The organism is Bryocella elongata, from assembly GCF_900108185.1.
GTDB classification, from domain to species: domain Bacteria; phylum Acidobacteriota; class Terriglobia; order Terriglobales; family Acidobacteriaceae; genus Granulicella; species Granulicella elongata.
In genome coordinates this window covers 481306-498222 of record NZ_FNVA01000001.1, presented here as the reverse complement: position 1 = coordinate 498222, position 16917 = coordinate 481306, and the positions used below count along the sequence as shown (strand labels likewise).

At 62.2% G+C, this 16917-nt stretch carries 17 protein-coding genes; 6 read left to right on the top strand and 11 right to left on the bottom strand.

The features are described 5' to 3' along the window. Nucleotides 1-93 precede the first annotated feature (93 nt). The 5 genes from C4S68_RS02065 to C4S68_RS02045 are packed head-to-tail and all read right to left on the bottom strand — an operon-like array spanning nucleotide 94 to nucleotide 4175. Nucleotides 94-1065 (bottom strand): glycine betaine ABC transporter substrate-binding protein, encoded by a 972-nt coding sequence (locus C4S68_RS02065; RefSeq protein ID WP_103931357.1) that lies wholly within the window; start codon nucleotides 1063-1065, stop codon nucleotides 94-96. Next, on the bottom strand, nucleotides 1062-1880 hold the full coding sequence (locus tag C4S68_RS02060; RefSeq protein ID WP_103931356.1) for a hypothetical protein: 819 nt from the start codon (nucleotides 1878-1880) through the stop codon (nucleotides 1062-1064). The genes C4S68_RS02065 and C4S68_RS02060 overlap by 4 nt, the downstream gene beginning before the upstream one ends. Further along, on the bottom strand, nucleotides 1877-2506 hold the full coding sequence (locus C4S68_RS02055) for an ABC transporter permease (RefSeq protein WP_103931355.1): 630 nt from the start codon (nucleotides 2504-2506) through the stop codon (nucleotides 1877-1879). Before C4S68_RS02055 ends, C4S68_RS02060 begins: the two co-directional genes overlap by 4 nt. Then, a complete protein-coding gene (locus C4S68_RS02050; RefSeq protein ID WP_103931354.1) occupies nucleotides 2503-3294 on the bottom strand; it encodes an ATP-binding cassette domain-containing protein in 792 nt (263 codons plus the stop codon). Before C4S68_RS02050 ends, C4S68_RS02055 begins: the two co-directional genes overlap by 4 nt. Nucleotides 3295-3329: 35 nt before the next feature. Next, nucleotides 3330-4175, bottom strand: a complete 846-nt coding sequence (locus tag C4S68_RS02045; protein WP_103932121.1) for an ATP-binding protein — start codon at nucleotides 4173-4175, stop codon at nucleotides 3330-3332. Nucleotides 4176-4433: 258 nt separating this feature from the next. Here C4S68_RS02045 and gap point away from each other — a divergent pair, with 258 nt between their 5' ends. The 3 genes from gap to C4S68_RS23085 all read left to right on the top strand — a co-directional run bounded on the left by gap (nucleotide 4434) and on the right by C4S68_RS23085 (nucleotide 7079). Continuing rightward, nucleotides 4434-5438, top strand: a complete 1005-nt coding sequence (gap, locus tag C4S68_RS02040; protein ID WP_103931353.1) for a type I glyceraldehyde-3-phosphate dehydrogenase — start codon at nucleotides 4434-4436, stop codon at nucleotides 5436-5438. Nucleotides 5439-5725: 287 nt separating this feature from the next. Then, on the top strand, nucleotides 5726-6265 hold the full coding sequence (locus C4S68_RS02035) for a hypothetical protein (RefSeq protein WP_146071978.1): 540 nt from the start codon (nucleotides 5726-5728) through the stop codon (nucleotides 6263-6265). Between the two features lie 343 nt (nucleotides 6266-6608). Next, nucleotides 6609-7079 carry a hypothetical protein gene (locus tag C4S68_RS23085; protein WP_160114959.1) on the top strand — a complete coding sequence of 157 codons (471 nt, stop codon included), beginning with the start codon at nucleotides 6609-6611 and terminating at the stop codon, nucleotides 7077-7079. A gap of 13 nt (nucleotides 7080-7092) precedes the next feature. Here C4S68_RS23085 and C4S68_RS23080 read toward each other — a convergent pair whose 3' ends face one another. From C4S68_RS23080 to C4S68_RS02005, 5 genes are all read right to left on the bottom strand, one after another. Next, nucleotides 7093-7587: a hypothetical protein gene (locus tag C4S68_RS23080; RefSeq protein WP_160114958.1), complete on the bottom strand. Its 495-nt coding sequence runs from the start codon at nucleotides 7585-7587 to the stop codon at nucleotides 7093-7095. Next, on the bottom strand, nucleotides 7584-8141 hold the full coding sequence (locus tag C4S68_RS02020) for an RNA polymerase sigma factor (RefSeq protein ID WP_160114957.1): 558 nt from the start codon (nucleotides 8139-8141) through the stop codon (nucleotides 7584-7586). Before C4S68_RS02020 ends, C4S68_RS23080 begins: the two co-directional genes overlap by 4 nt. A 40-nt stretch (nucleotides 8142-8181) precedes the next feature. Next, nucleotides 8182-9120 carry a hypothetical protein gene (locus C4S68_RS02015; RefSeq protein WP_146071977.1) on the bottom strand — a complete coding sequence of 313 codons (939 nt, stop codon included), beginning with the start codon at nucleotides 9118-9120 and terminating at the stop codon, nucleotides 8182-8184. A gap of 114 nt (nucleotides 9121-9234) precedes the next feature. Continuing rightward, on the bottom strand, nucleotides 9235-9894 hold the full coding sequence (locus C4S68_RS02010; RefSeq protein ID WP_103931348.1) for a DUF6629 family protein: 660 nt from the start codon (nucleotides 9892-9894) through the stop codon (nucleotides 9235-9237). A 148-nt stretch (nucleotides 9895-10042) separates the two neighbouring features. Further along, complete coding sequence (locus C4S68_RS02005) at nucleotides 10043-13390, bottom strand: TonB-dependent receptor (RefSeq protein ID WP_160114956.1); 3348 nt, start codon at nucleotides 13388-13390, stop codon at nucleotides 10043-10045. Nucleotides 13391-13822: 432 nt separating this feature from the next. On the opposite strand from C4S68_RS02005, the gene C4S68_RS02000 reads away from it, so the two are divergent. Then, a complete protein-coding gene (locus C4S68_RS02000; RefSeq protein WP_103931346.1) occupies nucleotides 13823-14257 on the top strand; it encodes a RidA family protein in 435 nt (144 codons plus the stop codon). Nucleotides 14258-14377: 120 nt separating this feature from the next. Then, nucleotides 14378-15589: a phosphoglycerate kinase gene (locus C4S68_RS01995; protein ID WP_103931345.1), complete on the top strand. Its 1212-nt coding sequence runs from the start codon at nucleotides 14378-14380 to the stop codon at nucleotides 15587-15589. A gap of 1 nt (nucleotide 15590) precedes the next feature. Here the strand turns inward: C4S68_RS01995 and C4S68_RS01990 are convergent, their stop codons facing one another. Beyond that, complete coding sequence (locus C4S68_RS01990) at nucleotides 15591-15938, bottom strand: four helix bundle protein (protein ID WP_103931344.1); 348 nt, start codon at nucleotides 15936-15938, stop codon at nucleotides 15591-15593. Nucleotides 15939-16154: 216 nt separating this feature from the next. Between C4S68_RS01990 and tpiA the strand changes: the two genes are divergently transcribed. Further along, nucleotides 16155-16907, top strand: coding sequence for a triose-phosphate isomerase (tpiA, locus tag C4S68_RS01985; protein ID WP_103931343.1), 753 nt, complete (start codon nucleotides 16155-16157; stop codon nucleotides 16905-16907). The last annotated feature ends 10 nt before the right edge of the window (nucleotides 16908-16917 follow it).

The following is a 16917-nucleotide window of genomic DNA, read 5'->3' as shown; positions in this document are numbered from 1 at the left end:
ACTGGCATCTGGAACACTGGCATCTGGCAACTGAATGCTCCAACCCCCAGACTCACCACTCAATCAGCATTCCTTCTTCTTCCCGCCTAATCCCTACAACCCATGCGCCGCGCGGAACGCCCGCACCACGTCCCCCACATCCTGATGCTTCACCTCCACCGCAAGGTTCATCGCCCGCATATCCTCCGCGCTCACCTTGCCTGCCAGCCGAGCCATCGCGACGCCAATCTGCGGCCAGCGCGCCAAGGAATCCTCCCGCACCAACGGCACAGCCTCGTACGGCGGAAAGTAGTGCCGATCGTCCTCCAGCACCACGAAGCCCAGCCCTGCAATCGCCGCGTCGGTCGAGTTCCCGGCGACGATGTCCACCTGCCGCTCCGCCAGCGCCCGATACAGCAGCCCCAGCTCCATCGTCCGCGGAGCATCGGCAAAGTGCAGACCATACGCCGCGCTGAGTCCGCGCAGCCCATCCGGCCGCTCCGCAAACTCATACCCCACTCCCAGCCGCAGCGGGTGCCCATTCCCATGCGAAGAAGAGGTGTCATCTCGACCGGAGGCGGCGCCCTTTGCCGCCGCAGTGGAGAGACCTGCTTCTCCGCTCTGCAGCTTCGCCACATCCGAGATCTTCCTCAGCCCATACCGCCGCGCATCCTCCGCCCGCACCACCATCGCAAACGTGTCCTCGAACCCCAGGCCCGGCCCCTCGCGCACCTTGTACCGCTGCTCATACAGCTCGCCGACCTTGGCGTGCACACAAGCCTCATCGCACGTGCCCGGCTTCGGCAAAGGCTGCTTCAGGATCGCCGTCAGCGCCGTCCCGGTGTACTCCGGATACGCATCGATCCGGTCCGCCACCAGCGCCTGCTGGCACAAATAGCTCCCCGCCAGCCAGAACCGGCGCTCCACTGGCCCCCCGCCCGAAGCCTCAATCTCCTGCGCCAGCAACTCGCCCAGCACAGCCTGCTCGGTGAAGTTCTTCGAGCCAATCACGATGTGCGACGACCGCGGCGGAGCGCAGGAGGTCAGCAGCGAACAACATACCAGCACACCAGTCAGCGCCCTCACGAAAACACCTGCCACTGACCATTCACACGGCGTAGCAGCGTGTCGGACACCAAGTGGTGTCCGTTCTTGATCACGTAGTCCACCTCCGCGCGCAACTCCGCGATCCCCGCCCGGTCGTTCGCCCCACAGAACAGTAACGTGTCCCTGGCAGGGACGCCCAGCACCACATCGCCCTCCACAAGCGCACCGACCTGATCCCACAAGAAGTCCATCGCAACGACACTCGAGAGGTAGAACACATTCTCGGTCTCAAACGTGTAGCAGGAGGCACTATAAGGCCTGGCGGTTAGCCCTTCGAGTAGCTCAAGGACGTTCTCTTCGCCCCGCTTGAAAAGCGCCTCAAAATCCTCCGAGAGTGCTTCGGCATCCTTCTTACTCAAGGTTGTCACCGACTCCGCTCCGTCGCGCGCAAGTACCAGCCAAAGATCTGCGATCAGATGACGCGCTGCAATCGGGGATTCCTGCTGGACCACGCCGAGAAACTGTGCGTCCCGCACCAAGGTCACCAGATTTTCCAGCGAGTTCATTTCCCCTTCCGAGTCGCGCCCCGCGATCACACGCACGTAACGGTCCACGATGGCTGCGCGATCCTCAGGCTCACGCCTGCACTCTACCAGCATGTTCGTCAGGTACATCCGGTGTGTAGCCCCGTCCAGCGTCGTGAACTTCAACTCTTCCTTCGCCACGAGCTCCACCTGCAGATCAGGAAAGTGAAGCTGTGCCAGCAAATGTGTCAGCAGCACGATCGTCTCGTCCGACAAGCCCGGCCGCCCAAGTTTCTCCAGCGTCTCGTCGATCGATGCCCTCGGGCTCATCGCCTCACCACCATCCGCTTCTCGATCAGCCCCAGCACCCCGTCCGCACAAAGCGCCAGCAGAGCCGCAGGCACCGCTCCCGCCAGCACCAGCCCATTGTCCACGCTCGCCACGCCGCGGAAGATCAGCTCGCCCAGGCCGCCCGCTCCGATCGCCGCCGCAATCGTCGCCACGCCCACGCAGGTCACCGTCGCCGTCCGTAGGCCCGCAAGGATCACGCTTGCCGCCAGCGGCAGTTCTACCTTCGTCAATCGCTGCCACCCCGTCATGCCCAGTGCGTTGGCCACATCGATCAACACCGGGTCTACTCCGCGTATCCCCGCATACGTGTTGCGCAGAATCGGCAGCAGCGCATAGCCCGTCAGCGCCACAATCGCAAGCCGGGCCGCCCGTTCACCCAGCCACGGCACCGGCAGCAGCAGCCCGAACAGCGCCAGCGACGGAATCACCTGCAACACATTCGCGAAGCCGAGCACCGGCCGCGCCCAGCGCTCATGCCGCGTCAGCCAGATGCCGACCGGAATCGCAATCCCGGCAGCGCACAGCATCGCAATGCCCGTCAGCCACACGTGCTCGAAGGTGAGCCGCGCGATCTGGGCTCCGTACTCGTGCAGGAAGCCGCTCATGCCGGCTCCCGCAAGATTCCGGGTGCCCCGGGTCCGGTATCTCGGACCCGGGTTGTCGCGGCCACATACGCCTGCATGGCCGGATTCGCGGAAGCCAGCACCTCATCCGCAGCCATCTCCGCAACAACGCTTCCCTGCTCCAGCAACACCACGCGATCCGCCAGATACAGCGCCTCATCGAGGTCATGCGTCACAAGAATCGTGGTCACGCCAAGCCGCTTCAGCAGTGGCCGGAGCATCGTCTGCATCTCCGCCCGCGTGATGGGATCGAGCGCACCGAACGGCTCATCCATCAGCAGCACCGAGGGCTCCGCCGCCAGCGCCCGCGCTAACCCCGCACGCTGCCGCTGACCACCGCTCAGCTGCCACGGATACCGCGTCGCCATCGAGGCATCCAGCTCCACCAGCGCCAGCATCTCGAGACACAACGCCGCAGCCTCGCCCTTATCCGTTCCGGCCAGATCCAGAGAGATACCCACGTTCCGCGCCAGCGTCATATGCGGAAACAGGCCCGTCTCCTGGATAACGTACCCCACACCTCGCCGCAGGGAGACAAGCGCCTTCCCGTCCATCGCGGCCACGTCCCGGCCGCGCACCAGCACCCGACCCGCCGTTGGCCGCACCAGCCCATTCACGGCACGGAGCAGCGTCGTCTTGCCCGAGCCCGAACGGCCCAGCAGCGCCGTCGTCGTCCCCGCAGCAGCGCGTAAGGAAATCTCCCGCAAAATGCAATGGCCGCCCGGGGCGGTGAAGCTCACTTGCGCGAACTCCACTTCCCGGGCGGCCATCGAGGACTCCAGACTCCGTTCGGCGACGCGGCGGGCTATTCGCCTTCGCCGGGCTCGTCCACATTGGTAGCAGGCAGATCCGGCTCGACCTTGATCGTCGGCGCAGCGCCCTTGACGCGCACCACCGTGATCTTGTCGAAGCCTTCCTTGAACACCGGCGGACGCAGGCGCTCCGCCATCTTCTGCATCACGTCGTCCGACACCTGGCGCTCGCGCTTGGCATTGCGCTCCAGGCACACGGCCAGCGGAACGTCGAAGAACACCGCCTGGACCTCATAGCCAAAGCTCTTGGCCATCTTGATCCACTGGCGACGCTCGTGCGGGCTCAGGTTGGTCGCGTCCACATAGTTCCAGGGCATCTTGGCGATCAGCCGCGCCCGCAGCAGGCTGCGCAGCGTGGAGAACACCAGGCCCTGGTACCGCTGGTCCGTGATGTCGTCGAAAAGAATGTTGCGCAGCATGTCGCTCGAAAGCGGCGTGACGCCGCGGCGCTTGTACCAGGTCGTCTTGCCGGAGCCCGGCAGGCCGATCGTCAGCACTACGTAGCCGCGCGGCGACTTCGCCGAAACCGGCTGCACCGCCGGCGGAGGCGTAGCCACGGAGTCCGGCTGCGTCTCCAGCTCGATCTTCTTTTGCGGAGCAGCTTCCGGGACAGGGGTCTCCTGCAAAGGAGCTTCCGGGGAAACTTCAGGGGCGGCTTCAACAGCCTGCGGAGCTTCCACAGCGACGGGTACAGCCTCAACCTCGGGCTCAGCCGTTACTGCAGGTGCCGGAGTGGGATACTCCGGGCGGAGCGGAGCCGGCTGATTCTGCGGGATCTCCTGGCCAATCTTGCCCGTGGACTCCGAATCATTCGGGCCACGCTTGGAACGTCTTCTCATGAGTGTGTCGCGCAACCAGTCGCGCATAACCTACTGTGTAACACAGCGGTTCCACCTGCCGCAAAGCTGGTGCAACCGCCTCGACACCCCTTTGTACCGTTCCGGACGCCTTTTCCGGCGCGAATCTTCACCATTCCCGTTTGCGGCCCCCATTCGCGCTTTGATAGCCTTAAAGTGTTGCAACGTCTCCGGCTCGCCGTCCCTGTCCAGGCCGCTCTTTTCAGGATCTACACAACTCACACGAGGTAAGGCACTCCCATGGCAGTAAAGGTTGGTATCAACGGCTTCGGCCGCATTGGCCGCAACGTCTTCCGCTCCGCGCTGGGCAACCCCGACATCGAATTCGTCGCCGTCAACGACCTGACCACGCCCGCCACCCTGGCGCACCTGCTCAAGTACGATTCGATCCTCGGCAACCTCAGGAACGAGATCTCCGCGACCGAAGACTCCATCATCGTGGACGGCAAGGCCATCAAGGTCTTCGCGCAGCGCGACCCCGCGCAGCTCGACTGGGCCTCCGTTGGAGCCGAGATCGTCGTCGAGTCCACCGGCTTCTTCACCGACGCCACCAAGGCCAAGGCCCACCTCGGCGCCACCGTCAAGAAGGTGATCATCTCCGCCCCGGCCACCAACGAGGACCTCACCCTCGTCCTCGGCGTCAACCAGGACAAGTACGACGCAGCCAAGCACAACGTCATCTCCAACGCCAGCTGCACCACCAACTGCCTCGCGCCCGTCGTCAAGGTCCTCAACGAGACCTTCGGCATCGCCTCCGGCATCATGACCACGATCCACAGCTACACCAACGATCAGGTCATCCTCGACACGCCGCACAAGGACCTCCGCCGCGCCCGCGCCGCTGCCCTGTCCATGATTCCCTCCTCGACCGGCGCCGCCAAAGCCCTCAAGCTCGTCATCCCCGAGATGGACGGCAAGCTCGACGGCTTCGCCATCCGCGTCCCGACCCCCAACGTCTCCGTCGTCGACCTCACCTTCGTCGCCGAGAAGCCCATCGACGTGAAGTCCATCAACGCCGCCATCAAGGCAGCCTCCGAAGGCGAACTCAAGGGCATCCTCGGCTACACCGAAGAAGAACTCGTCAGCTCCGACTTCAAGGGCAACCCCCTCTCGTCCATCTTCGACTCCAAGCTCACGAAGGTCGTCGGCAACACCGGCAAGATCATCAGCTGGTACGACAACGAGTGGGGCTACTCCAACCGCGTCAAGGACCTCATCCTCTTCCTCGTCGAAAAGGGTCTGTAGTTCACGGTACGAAGACCAACGGAAACACAAAGGGCAGCCGCGAGGCTGCCCTTTTTCTTTTTCCACCCCCACCCAAAATTTGTCATCCTGAGCGAAGCAGGTCGCAGCGAAGCGGCGACCTGCGCAGTCGAAGGACCTGCATCCCCGCCAACCATCGCACACCAGTTCGAAGCTTTCTGCGAACCATCGCTGGGCCGAAGGACGAGGAAGCAAGCCGACCCTATGAAAGAACGGAGCGCCGCAGTCGGGGCTTCCCCTGAACGTGGCTGCGCTTTATGCTTTGCCGCATGCCTAGGATCTCAGTCTCAGCTGCCGCAGGAATGATCCTGGCCACCGCACTCGCCACCGGCTGTCATCGGCCAACATCAAGCAAGAAGGCTGACGAATCATATATCTCCCCAACTGGGCCCGAATGGCTTGGCTGGACGCAGACGGAGAAACAGAAATACGTCATCGGCTATCTTGACGGGAGCGCTCTCGCTATCTCAGAACATTGCTCCCAGGCCCGCGCGTCCGCCACATGGCCGGGACGAAAGGAGCCGCTCACAGAAGAGGAGCAATTCTGCACCTCTCCCGCCCGCTCGTACAGCCATGGCAAGACGGACTATCTCCCAACCTATACGGATCCTTATGTAAAGGTGATGGACGACTTCTATCGCCATCCTGAGTGCCGGTCGATCCCTTTCAGTACGCTTCTGGAACACCTCAACGACGCAGAGTTCACCGACGGCGACTCGCTCTTCAGGAAGGTCCACATCGAGGGCGTGAGGTGGGGTGGATTCACCATCCCTGGCATCGAAGACTGCTTCCCGCAACACCCACAGTGACAGCCAAAGGCCTACGTCCGGGCATCGATTTCTACCCTTCCCGCTCCACCAAAAAGTAAACCGCCGCAGCTCCCAGCGCCGCCAGCACCAGCACTCCCGCCACACAATTACCGATGCGGCGGCTCCAAGCCATAATTGAAAAATAAGCTCTACCCGGATGCCCGATATAATGAAAATGTCGCCATGGACAAGACCCTTCGCAAGTTCACCAGCCATGAAGAGATGAGGGCCGAAACCTATCGCTATTGGCGAAGCCGCCCAGATCAGGAAGTCTTCAACACGGTTGCCGAGATGAGCGAACAGGCATGGAATGAGTGGTACAGGCTGAAAGGAATCGCGCCTCATGTTGCAGGACCACCGCGATCTCTTACTCGCGTTCAACGAGTGCCACGTTAAATACCTTCTGGTGGGTGGCCACGCGCTCGGTCGATACGCGGAGCCTCGTGCTACTCGGGACATGGACGTATTCATCGAGGCCAGCCCGGACAACTCGCAAAGAGTCTTCGCAGGGTTGGCAAAGTACGGGGCGCCCCTTGCAGGCTATAGCCCCACTGACTTTCAGAACCCCTACGAGGGCTTTCAGATCGGCGCTCCGCCCCAGCAGATCGATCTGATCTTCGCGATCAGCGGTGTGAGTTTTCAAGAAGCGTGGGCCGACAGTCTCGAAGGAACCATCTTCGATGAAATTCCTGTCCGCTATCTCTCAGCTGACCACTTCATCCGCAACAAGAATGCCGCCGGTCGTCTACAGGACCTCGCCGACGTAGCCGCAGTCCTTGCAGCGCGCAAAGCGAACGAACCCCCAGAAGAATAGCCCGGAAACGTCGCTACCCTTCCCGCTCCACCAGAAAATAAACCGCCGCCGCTCCCAGCGCCGCCAGCACGACCACGCCCAGCCAAACCGTCGCTCCCCCCAGACTGGCAAGCCCAGCGAACGGGCTCGCAGCAGCGGCCTTCCATCCTCCCCAACCCACGCTAGAAGCGCCGTGCAGGCCAAGCCACGCCAGCAGCACGACCGCCACCAGCAGGCTCGTGCCCACGCTGACCGTCTGCACCTTCAGCATTGGGCGGCTCACCTGCTCCATCGCCTCGCGACGCTTGCGTAGCTGCGCCCGCCACCAGATCAGCCCCGCCGGCTCCAGCTTTACGCTCTCCAAGTCCCGTTCCCGCGCGCCGCGCATCGCCAGTGTGATCGAAGCCGTCAGCGAGCACCCCTTGCAGACGCTCACATGGCCCCTCAGCTCGTCGCCAGCCGCAGCAGGCCACTGCCCACCGATCACCAGCTTCCGCACCTCGTCAGCCCGCGAGCACGTCCCCCTCATGCCACGCCCCCGTTCTCCAGCAGCTGGCCGATCTTGCGCCGCGCCCGGAACAACAGCAGCCTCACGCTGGTCGCCCCCAGGTCCATCACCTCGGCGATCTCCTTGTGCGAGTAGCCCTCCGCGTGCGCCAGCCACAGCATCTGCCGCTCGCGAAGCCCCATCTTGGCCATCGCCCGCTCCAACATGGCCTCCGAGTCCATCGCACTCATCGCCGCAGCCCCACACATCGCCAATGCAGCCTCCGGAACTTCGTCCAGAGAACTCGCCACCGGCCTGCGCCAATGGTCGCGCAGCAGGTTCGTGGCGATGCGGAACAGGTACCGCCGCGCCTCCACCTCGCCATCGCAACCATGCGTCGCGCACAGAAAGCGCACGAAGCTCTCCTGCATCAGGTCCTCGGCCAACGTGCGATCCCCCGACACCCGCGACAGGTACGCCCACAACGGACGCGCCGAGCGCTCATAGAATGCGGCGAAGTGCGCGCTATCCATGGGCAGCTCGCTCGCCGCGGCCCGATCCCGCATCTGCTGTTCCAGTGCCAGTTCCCAGCTCATCGCCATACGCTCCGCCCCGCCCCAGCGCTGTCACCGCGCCTCACCGCTGCACTCTTTCTTCCGCGGTCACCGCTCCGGGCATCAGCCCCAGCCGCTGCGCAATCGTCCACGACAACGCCGCCGAAACGATGCAACCGATCCCCGGCATCAGCACCAGCACGCCCGTCACCAGCACGCCCGTCGCCGCATCTCCCGTGTAGTTTCGCACCAGCAGCAGGCCAATCCCCAGCAGCGTCATCACCACGCCCACCTGCAGCGTCGTCATCACCTTCGACACCATGTTCGGCACTGGAGCGTTGTCAATCTCAGTTGTAATCGGAGCCGCCTCCAGGAACCTCCGGCCGGCATCCGTGTCCATGTAGGCCAGCATCTCCTGGCTCGTCGCCATCTTGTCGATCAGCCGCGTGTGCACCTCGCTATGCAGCTTGAACGTCAGCTTCCAACGCTTGTTCTGCAGAATCAGCTTGATCAGCCAGATCAGCGCTCCACAGAAGAAGAACATGGCCACCAGCGGAGAAGCGTCGTTCATGAAGCTGTCCATGGGCGACCGCTCATCCCGGTGATGCTCCTCGAACCCGCTCCTCGGGCTCATCACGTCATAGGAGTGATGCCCCGGCTTCCGCAGATCCGAAAACAGGTAGAACCCCGGATTGCGGACGACCTCAGGATGCTGCAGCAGGAACGCCGCAAGCTCAGGATTGGTCTTGCTCACATACGCCTGGTCCGCCAGCAGCGAAGGATCGTTCGCCACCACGTCAGCCAGTGTCGGAGACACGCGCAGCAGCTTCAACAACTGCTCCTGCGTATATCCGGGGTCGGCCACCGACTTCGGAATATCCGGAACCTCAGGCGCATCAGGAACGACAAGAGCGTTCCGCTGCGCCGTTCGCGCCTGCCCAGCGGCAAATACGGGCGCAGGGGCAGCCATCGCAGCCGCCAGACAAAGGGTCGGAATCCATATCCGGGTCAACTTCAGCATCGGTTCGTCCTCATCACGAGACTTGTAGAGCAAATCTTCCTATGCCCATACAACGAACCAGCCCGACATCGGTTAACACGAATTATTTCGCGGCAAAAATCTCCCCCGGATAGCTCACGCGAACGTGTACCCGAACGGCCGCTTCAACCGGCTGCGCCAGAAGCTGGCCAGGATGATCACACTCGCCACCGCTGCATAGGCGCACCACACGCTGGTAAACGCATACCGCTTCACCGCCATTACAATGAGCACGAGCGCCAGGTTCGCCGTGCCGAACAGGATCATGTCCCGCCGGTCCGAGAAGAACAGCGAGCCACACGTGGCGATCACATACAGCACCGCAACGGTCGTAAAGTTCGTCATCGGGTTGATGTACACGATGCTGTTCTGCCTCACGAATACCTGCGTTGGATATGCAGCCAGCGCCCACAGCGTATAGAGCGTCAGCGCCATGCCCAGCACGACAAACGGCATCATCCGCCTTCGCCGCTGGTACGTCCGCTCGACCAACATTACACTGAGCGGAATCAGTGCGGGCAACAGCCCCTGCGCATACAGCATGAACGCCGCGCCCATGTTGTGCGCCACGGTCTGGGACATGTAGCCGTCCAGCCCCAGCCATACAAAGCCTTCGATGAACTGGTGCGCCGCAAACAGGATCGGAAGCGATGCAAACATCAGCTCGCGGCGGTTCTTGACCTGGGATAGCGTCGCAACACCGAGTCCGGCAAGCACGCCACTTCCGACAAAGTTCGCCGTCGCAGAAAAGCACATGACCGCAGTCACTCCCAGTTGAATTCGCAGTGAAATCGAGAAGCTTGAGTGGCTCGATCATATCCTGCCCTACAAGCCCCGAGAAATCGTCCGCTTAAGCAGCAAAGCCCGCTTACGCGGGCTTTGCTGTTGCGGCATGGCTTGCAGGTTAGAAGGTGATGCGTCCGCCGAACTGGAAGATCCGGTTCGGTGCAGCCGCGGTGATCTTGCCGAAATTGCCCGACGATAGCGTTCCCGTCGGATTGTTCAGGCTGACCAGGTTGAAGGCATTGGTAGCTTCCGCGCGGAACTCGAAGCCCATACCCTTCGGCAGAACGAAGTCGCGCTCCACCGCCAGGTCGATGTCCTTGAAGCCCGGACCAACCAGGAAGTCACGCGGTACGTTTCCGTCCGCGCCACCCGGCCCGATGCCAAGCCCCGGACCATTGGCAGTAAACGCCGCCTGGTTGAACCAGCCGGTGTTCGCAATCACAAAGCGATTGCGGTGCTTATCCAGCGTGATCGGAGTCACCCCGGGCACAAGATTCGGACGGTCGTTGTTATAACCGTCCAGATTCTTGTCCGAGCCCGTCGTCAGGTTGAACGGCGTGCCGCTGTTGAAGAACGAGATCGCCGAGAGCTTCCACCCATTGGCAAGGTTCTTCATCATCAGGCTGTCGCCACGGTAGTAGTCGATCTTGTACACACCCGAGATGGATGACGTGTTGCGCTTGTCGTTATCCGAAGGCCCACGCTCCTCGTTCAGCGCGCTGTAATTCTGCGCGGTCGAGATGCCGATCGCGCTCGAGTTGGCGCTCCACAGCGAGTGGCTCCAGACGTAGTACCCATTGATGAGGAAGTGGCTGGTCAGGGACTTGTGCGCCGACACCTGCAGCGAGTTGTAGTTCGCCGTCTGGCCGGAAGTAATCAGGATGACCTGGCCCAGAGCGCCATTGTCGTTATAGGGGCGACGTGCAGTAATGCTGGTCTGGCTCGACGACGCACCGGCAGCGTACACCGGATTATTCGCATCGATACCGTCGGCCACATGGCGGACAAAGTTGCCCACGTATGCGGTCTGCAGGCTGATACCCCAGGGCATCTGCTGCTCCACCGCTGCGTTCACCTGGTAGGCCACCGGCCACTTGTACTTCGGATCGATGGCCTCGACCGCGGCAGCAGGAAGGAACCGCGGCGAGGTCGGGTTGTAGGTGTACGGGAACGGATCGCCATTGGGGAACGACGCTGCATTGCCATAGACATTCGTGAACGACGTGATCGACTGGAACGTCTGGCGGATAGCAAAAGGCTGCGCATTGCCAGGCTGGTTCCACTCATTACCCGACACGCTGCCGAAGAACATGCCGGCGCCGGCACGAATCGCGGTCTTGCCGTTGCCGAACGGATCGTAGACCAGACCCAGGCGTGGCGAGAGGTGATCCTTCGAAGTCTGCGCAATACCACGCGAAATGCCCTTATCCCCGGGGAACACAACTCCCAGCGGAGCCGAAGGAACCACCGTGGACTGCTGGCCCGGAACGAAGCCCGCCGTCAGGTTCTGCGACTCCACCGGAGCCTGCTCGATGTCATAACGCAGGCCCAGGTTTGCCGTCAGGCGAGGTGTGATCTTCCACGCGTCCTGGATGAAGCCCGCACCGAAGAAGTAGCTGGTGAGCGTGTGGTACGGCGTGTCCTGCTCCATCGAAGCAACGAGGCCAGCGATGTAGTCGGCCATGGCGCTGTTCTTCGTGGAAGTCGGACCCGACGTCTGGAAGTTGAAGACGCCGAAGTTGTACAGGTTACCCTGCACCGCGTCCTTCTCCAGCGAGAACTCACCGCCGACATTCAGTGCATGGTGGCCGAGAGTCAGCGTAAAGACATCACGCAGACCGTAGAAGTTTGTGTTGCTCACCGGACCGGCAAGCGAGCCGCCTGCACTGAAACCGGAAGAGATCGCCAGCTGCGGCAGTGCCTTCGGTCCCTGGATGGTGAAGCTCGACCCGAAGGAGCTCAGGTCCGTCGCAGGCAGGTTGATACGGCCACCAGCAACGCGCGTCACCGTGAGCCAAATCTGATTGGCCTTCGTTGAGCCGATCGTATGCACGTCGCTGATGTTCAGATCCTGCTGACGCGCGTTCGACTGGTTGACCATGTACGGTATGTTGCCGCCGCCGTAAGCGCCGCTCACCGACTTGATCGTGAAGTAGCTCCCGAACAGGTGATCATTCCTGCCGATCTGCTGGTCGTACTTACCCAGATACTCATCTTCCGTCGTCGGCGTGGTGTACGCACCGGTGTAACCCTCGAGGTACGTCTTGCCACCGACTGTCACGTTGGTATTCGGCAACGGCACAAGTTTGGACGTAAGGCTCGCGGCCGTGGGATCCAGCGAAGTGATGGGTATGCAGCCAGCCTTGGCCGTGGTGCAGTTCGACGAAGAGTTGACGCCCGTCCAGGCCGTCCCCGTCGTCGGGTTGTTCGGGATCACAGGCGATTGAGTGAAGTCTCCAAGGCGCTCCAGCGCTGTCGGTACGATAGCGCCCGTCAGCAGCTGGCCGCTGGTCTGCCGCAAACCGGCATAGCTGAAGAAGAAGAACGCGCGATCTCGCTTGATCGGGCCGCCAACCGTCACACCATACTGGTTGCGATGCAACGGGAGACGGATCTGCGTCGATGGATTCTGCGCTCCGGTCGGTACCCAGGAGTAATCGTTCAGTGCCGTATTCCGGATGAACTCAAAGGCCGATCCATGGAAGGAGTTCGTGCCCGACTTGGTCACCGCCGTCACCACCGCGCCCGACATGCGGCCATACTGCGCGGCAAAGTTGCTCGTCTCCACGCGGAACTCTTCAAGTGCGTCGGGATTCGGCAGGGCGTTGCCGTAGTTGCGCAAACCCGTCATATTGAAGCCGCCATCCAGGTAGAAGCTCACCATCGGCACGCCGCCGTCGATGCCGCCGTTCACGATGACCTGGGTCGAAGGAACACCGATGACGAAGTTCGGGGTGCCGTTCGGGTTGCTCTGCGAACTGGCGCTGTTGGATTGCACACCCGGCGTCAACGACAACTCGGTGTATGCATTCCGGTTCACCAGCGGAAGATTGTTGATTTCATCGGGAGAGATGGTCCGGCCAAGCGTCTCCGACGAAACGTTCACCAGCGGAGGAGCCGTCGTGACAGTAATCGTCTCATCGACCGCACCCACCGTCAGCGAAGGGCTGTAGGCCTGCGCGGTGTCGACGCTCACCACGATGTTCTTCTGCAGCGTCTTCTTGAAGCCTGCCGCGCTCACTTCCACGCTGTAGTTGCCCACCGGCAGATACGTCAGCGTGTAGTTGCCGGCCGAATCGCTCACCGTTGATCGCGAGAATCCCGTCTCGCTATTGATGGCCTTTACCGAGGCGCTCGGTACCACTGCCCCCTGGCTGTCGCTCACCGTTCCGGCAATCGTGCCGGTAATCTGCTGCGCAAGTGCGGCGGTTGTCGTCATCAGCAACGCCACCGCAAAAAGTACCATCGCGATCATGCCCCGCGATCGGGATCGTTCATTCCGCACGACGTCAGCCGTGCCCTCTGTCGCGGGCTTCGCCATTACGAATGCCCTTAACAGCCTCATATTGTTTGAAGATAGAACCATTTGTGTACAGCCTCCCCAAGAAAATTGCGTGCTTCGTCCAGACTTCGGCGCATCGCCTGATCTTGTTTTCGAAGCGAAGTGAAGCTAAGCGTTTGTCCGCCTGATGGTCAAGCGGAATTTTCCTCATGGATGGACCACTCTTACCACTCGAACGGCAGGTCAGACAGAGGTAGCGATAACGGAAGATCCAGTTGCTGCAGCACTTCATCAGGGCCCGTCGCCAAATCAACGAGCATGATGCGCGCCGTGCGATCCCGCGGCCGGGCTCCGCACTTCGCTCGACCTGTGCCCCAGCTTCTACAATCTCAATCCATGGACACTTCGCAGCTTCCCACCCGTACGAACATCCCTGGAGCTTCACCCTACGAGCCCATCATCGGCTTCTCCCGCGCGGTTCGCATCGGCAACATCGTGCACGTCTCCGGAACCGGTCCCGTGGGCGCCGAGGACATGGCGCCGGCCGAACAGACCCGCCACATCCTGAAGACCATCGAAGCTGCCCTGCATCAGGCTGGAGCGACCTTCGCGGACGTCGTCCGCACCCGCATCTATCTCGCGAAGACCGAGGACTGGGAAGCGGTAGGACGCGCACACGGTGAATTCTTTGGCAGCATCCGCCCAGCCGCCACCATGGTCGGAGCGAAGCTCCTGAATCCCCTGTGGGCGGTCGAGATCGAGGCCGAGGCTGTTGTCCCCGAAGGACGCGAGTTGCCGGAGCCCGAGAAAGCTCTTCCCTCCCCCGCATAGCACCTGCGCCGGAGCCGGGCTGAAGGCACACGATTGCCTCTCAGCCCAGCCTCCGTTTTCCACGCCTGCAAGTCCCTTGTCTTCATCTCTGCGCCGCGAGTCGGGTATGCTTGCTTCGAAATGAACAAACTTTCTATCCGCGATCTCGATCTGGCGGGCAAGCGCGTCCTCATTCGTGTCGACTTCAATGTCCCTCTCTCCAAAGAGGGCCAGATCACCGACGACACCCGTATCCGCGAGACGTTGCCGACGATCGAGTACGCGCTGCGCCGCAAGGCCCGCGTCATCCTCGCCGCCCACCTGGGGCGCCCCAAGGGTAAGCGCGTCGACGCGATGAGCCTGCGCCCCGTGGTCGACCGCCTGCGTCGCCTGCTCGATGTCGTGCTCGACGACGAGGCGAACGTCGCCTTCTCGCCCGACTGCGTCGGCCCCATCGCCGAAGAGCTCGCCGATAACCTCGAGCCCGGACAGACGCTGCTGCTCGAAAACCTTCGCTTCCACCCCGAAGAGGAAGCCAACGACTCAGCCTTCGCCAAGCAGCTCGCCAAGCTCTGCGACGTCTACGTGAACGACGCCTTTGGCGCCGCGCATCGCGCGCATGCCTCCACGGAAGGCATCACTCACTTCGTCCCGCAGTCCGCAGCAGGCCTGCTGATGGAGAAGGAACTCGACTACCTCGGCCGCGCAGTCGGCGACCCCAATCGCCCCTTCGTCGCTATCATCGGCGGAGCCAAGGTCTCGGACAAGATCGAGGTCATCAACGCCCTGCTCGGCAAGGTCGACGCACTGCTCATCGGCGGCGCCATGGCCTACACCTTCCTCAACGCAAGGGGCCAGACCACCGGCAAGAGCCTCGTCGAGTTCGACAAGCTCGACGTAGCCCGCGCCGCCATGGAGAAGGCCGAGGCCCGCGAGGTCAAGTTCCTCCTTCCGGTCGACCACGTCCTTGCCAGCAAGTTCGCCGCGGATGCCAGGACGCAGATCTTCTCCGGCGACGGTCCCTTCCCCGAAGAGTGGATGGCCCTCGACATCGGTCCCGAAACCATCAAGCTCTTCGCCGCCGAGATCGCCGATGCCGTGACCATCGTCTGGAACGGCCCCATGGGCGTCGCCGAGCTCGCTCCCTTCGCCAAGGGCACCAACTCCGTCGCCAAGGCCATCGCGAAGAACGAGGACTGCATCTCCATCGTCGGTGGTGGCGACTCAGTCGCCGCGCTGCACAACTCCGGCGTCGCGGACAAGATCAGCCACATCTCCACCGGCGGCGGAGCCTCCCTCGAGTTCCTCGAAGGCAAGGTCCTGCCGGGAGTGGCCGCACTCAGCGACAAGTAGGTCAGAGCTTCTTCAACAGACCGAAAGTCATCTTGCGGACCTCGACGACTTGATCCGTGAGAGACGTGCTGAGTTCCAATCCGAAGAGTTTCAGGTCTCGAGCAAGCAGTACGAGGTATTCCACCTCGTTGCACTTCACGATGGTTCGCTGCAAGTCTGCAGCGAACGCCATCGAAGAGTCGCGCCCGCACCCCTCAACCAGACAAGTAGCTATGCCCACCGCTCCGCGTCGGAGCGTCATTTTCAGCCCGAAGACCTCTTCGTGTGGAAGCGCATGGGTTTCGCCGTAGACGCGAAGCGTCAATGCATGGGCCTTTTTCCACGCGTCCAGATGATGAAAATCCTGCATACGTACCTCTCTGCGAGATGCAAGAAAACTTGATCGAGTCAGGAGCCGTGAGCCCTGAGCTTACAGCCTACTCGTAACTCTCAGCTCCAAGCTCTCTACTCGATCACACTTCCTTCCTCGTTGCCCGGACGAATAGCGCCCCCAGCGGCTTGCCAGCGCTCTTTTGCTCGCCGTACTCTCCAAGAAACAGACCGCCCCCTGGAGCACCGCGACCCAATGCGCAAGCCCGTCATCGCCGGCAACTGGAAGATGTACAAGACCCCGCAGGAGTCGCTCGCGTTCCTCGAGGCCTTCCTGCCTCTCGTTGCTGATCACACCCGCGATGAGATCTTCCTCTTTCCTTCGATCACATCGCTGAGCTCAGCATTGCAAGCCGTCGCCGGCACCAACGTCCATGCCGGCGCGCAGACCATGCACTGGCTCAACGAAGGCGCATTCACCGGTGAGACCTCGCCCACCATGCTCACCGCTATCGGCTGCGGACACGTTCTGCTCGGCCACTCCGAACAGCGGCTCTACTTCGGCGAAACCTATGAACGGGTGAACCTCAAGTTCAAAGCCGCCGTCGCGCACGGGATTACGCCAGTTGTCTGCATCGGCGAGCAGCTCTCCGAGCGCGAGGCCGGCCGCACCGAGGAGACCCTTCGCCTGCAGGTCAACACTCTTCTGCGCAACGTCACGCGCGCCGAAGCGAAGCATCTCATCCTCGCGTATGAGCCCATCTGGGCCATCGGCACAGGCCGCACCGCGACTCCTGACGTCGCGCAGCAGGCCCACCAGATCGTCCGGGATGAACTCGCAGCCTGCTGCGGTGCCGAGCTCGCCGGCACCACACGCATCCTCTACGGCGGCTCGGTTAAGCCCGACAACATCAGCACACTCATGGCTGAGCCCGACATCGACGGCGCTCTCGTCGGAGGAGCTTCGCTCGATCCACATAGCTTCGCCAGGCTTGTGAAGTACGCATAGCCGATGCAAG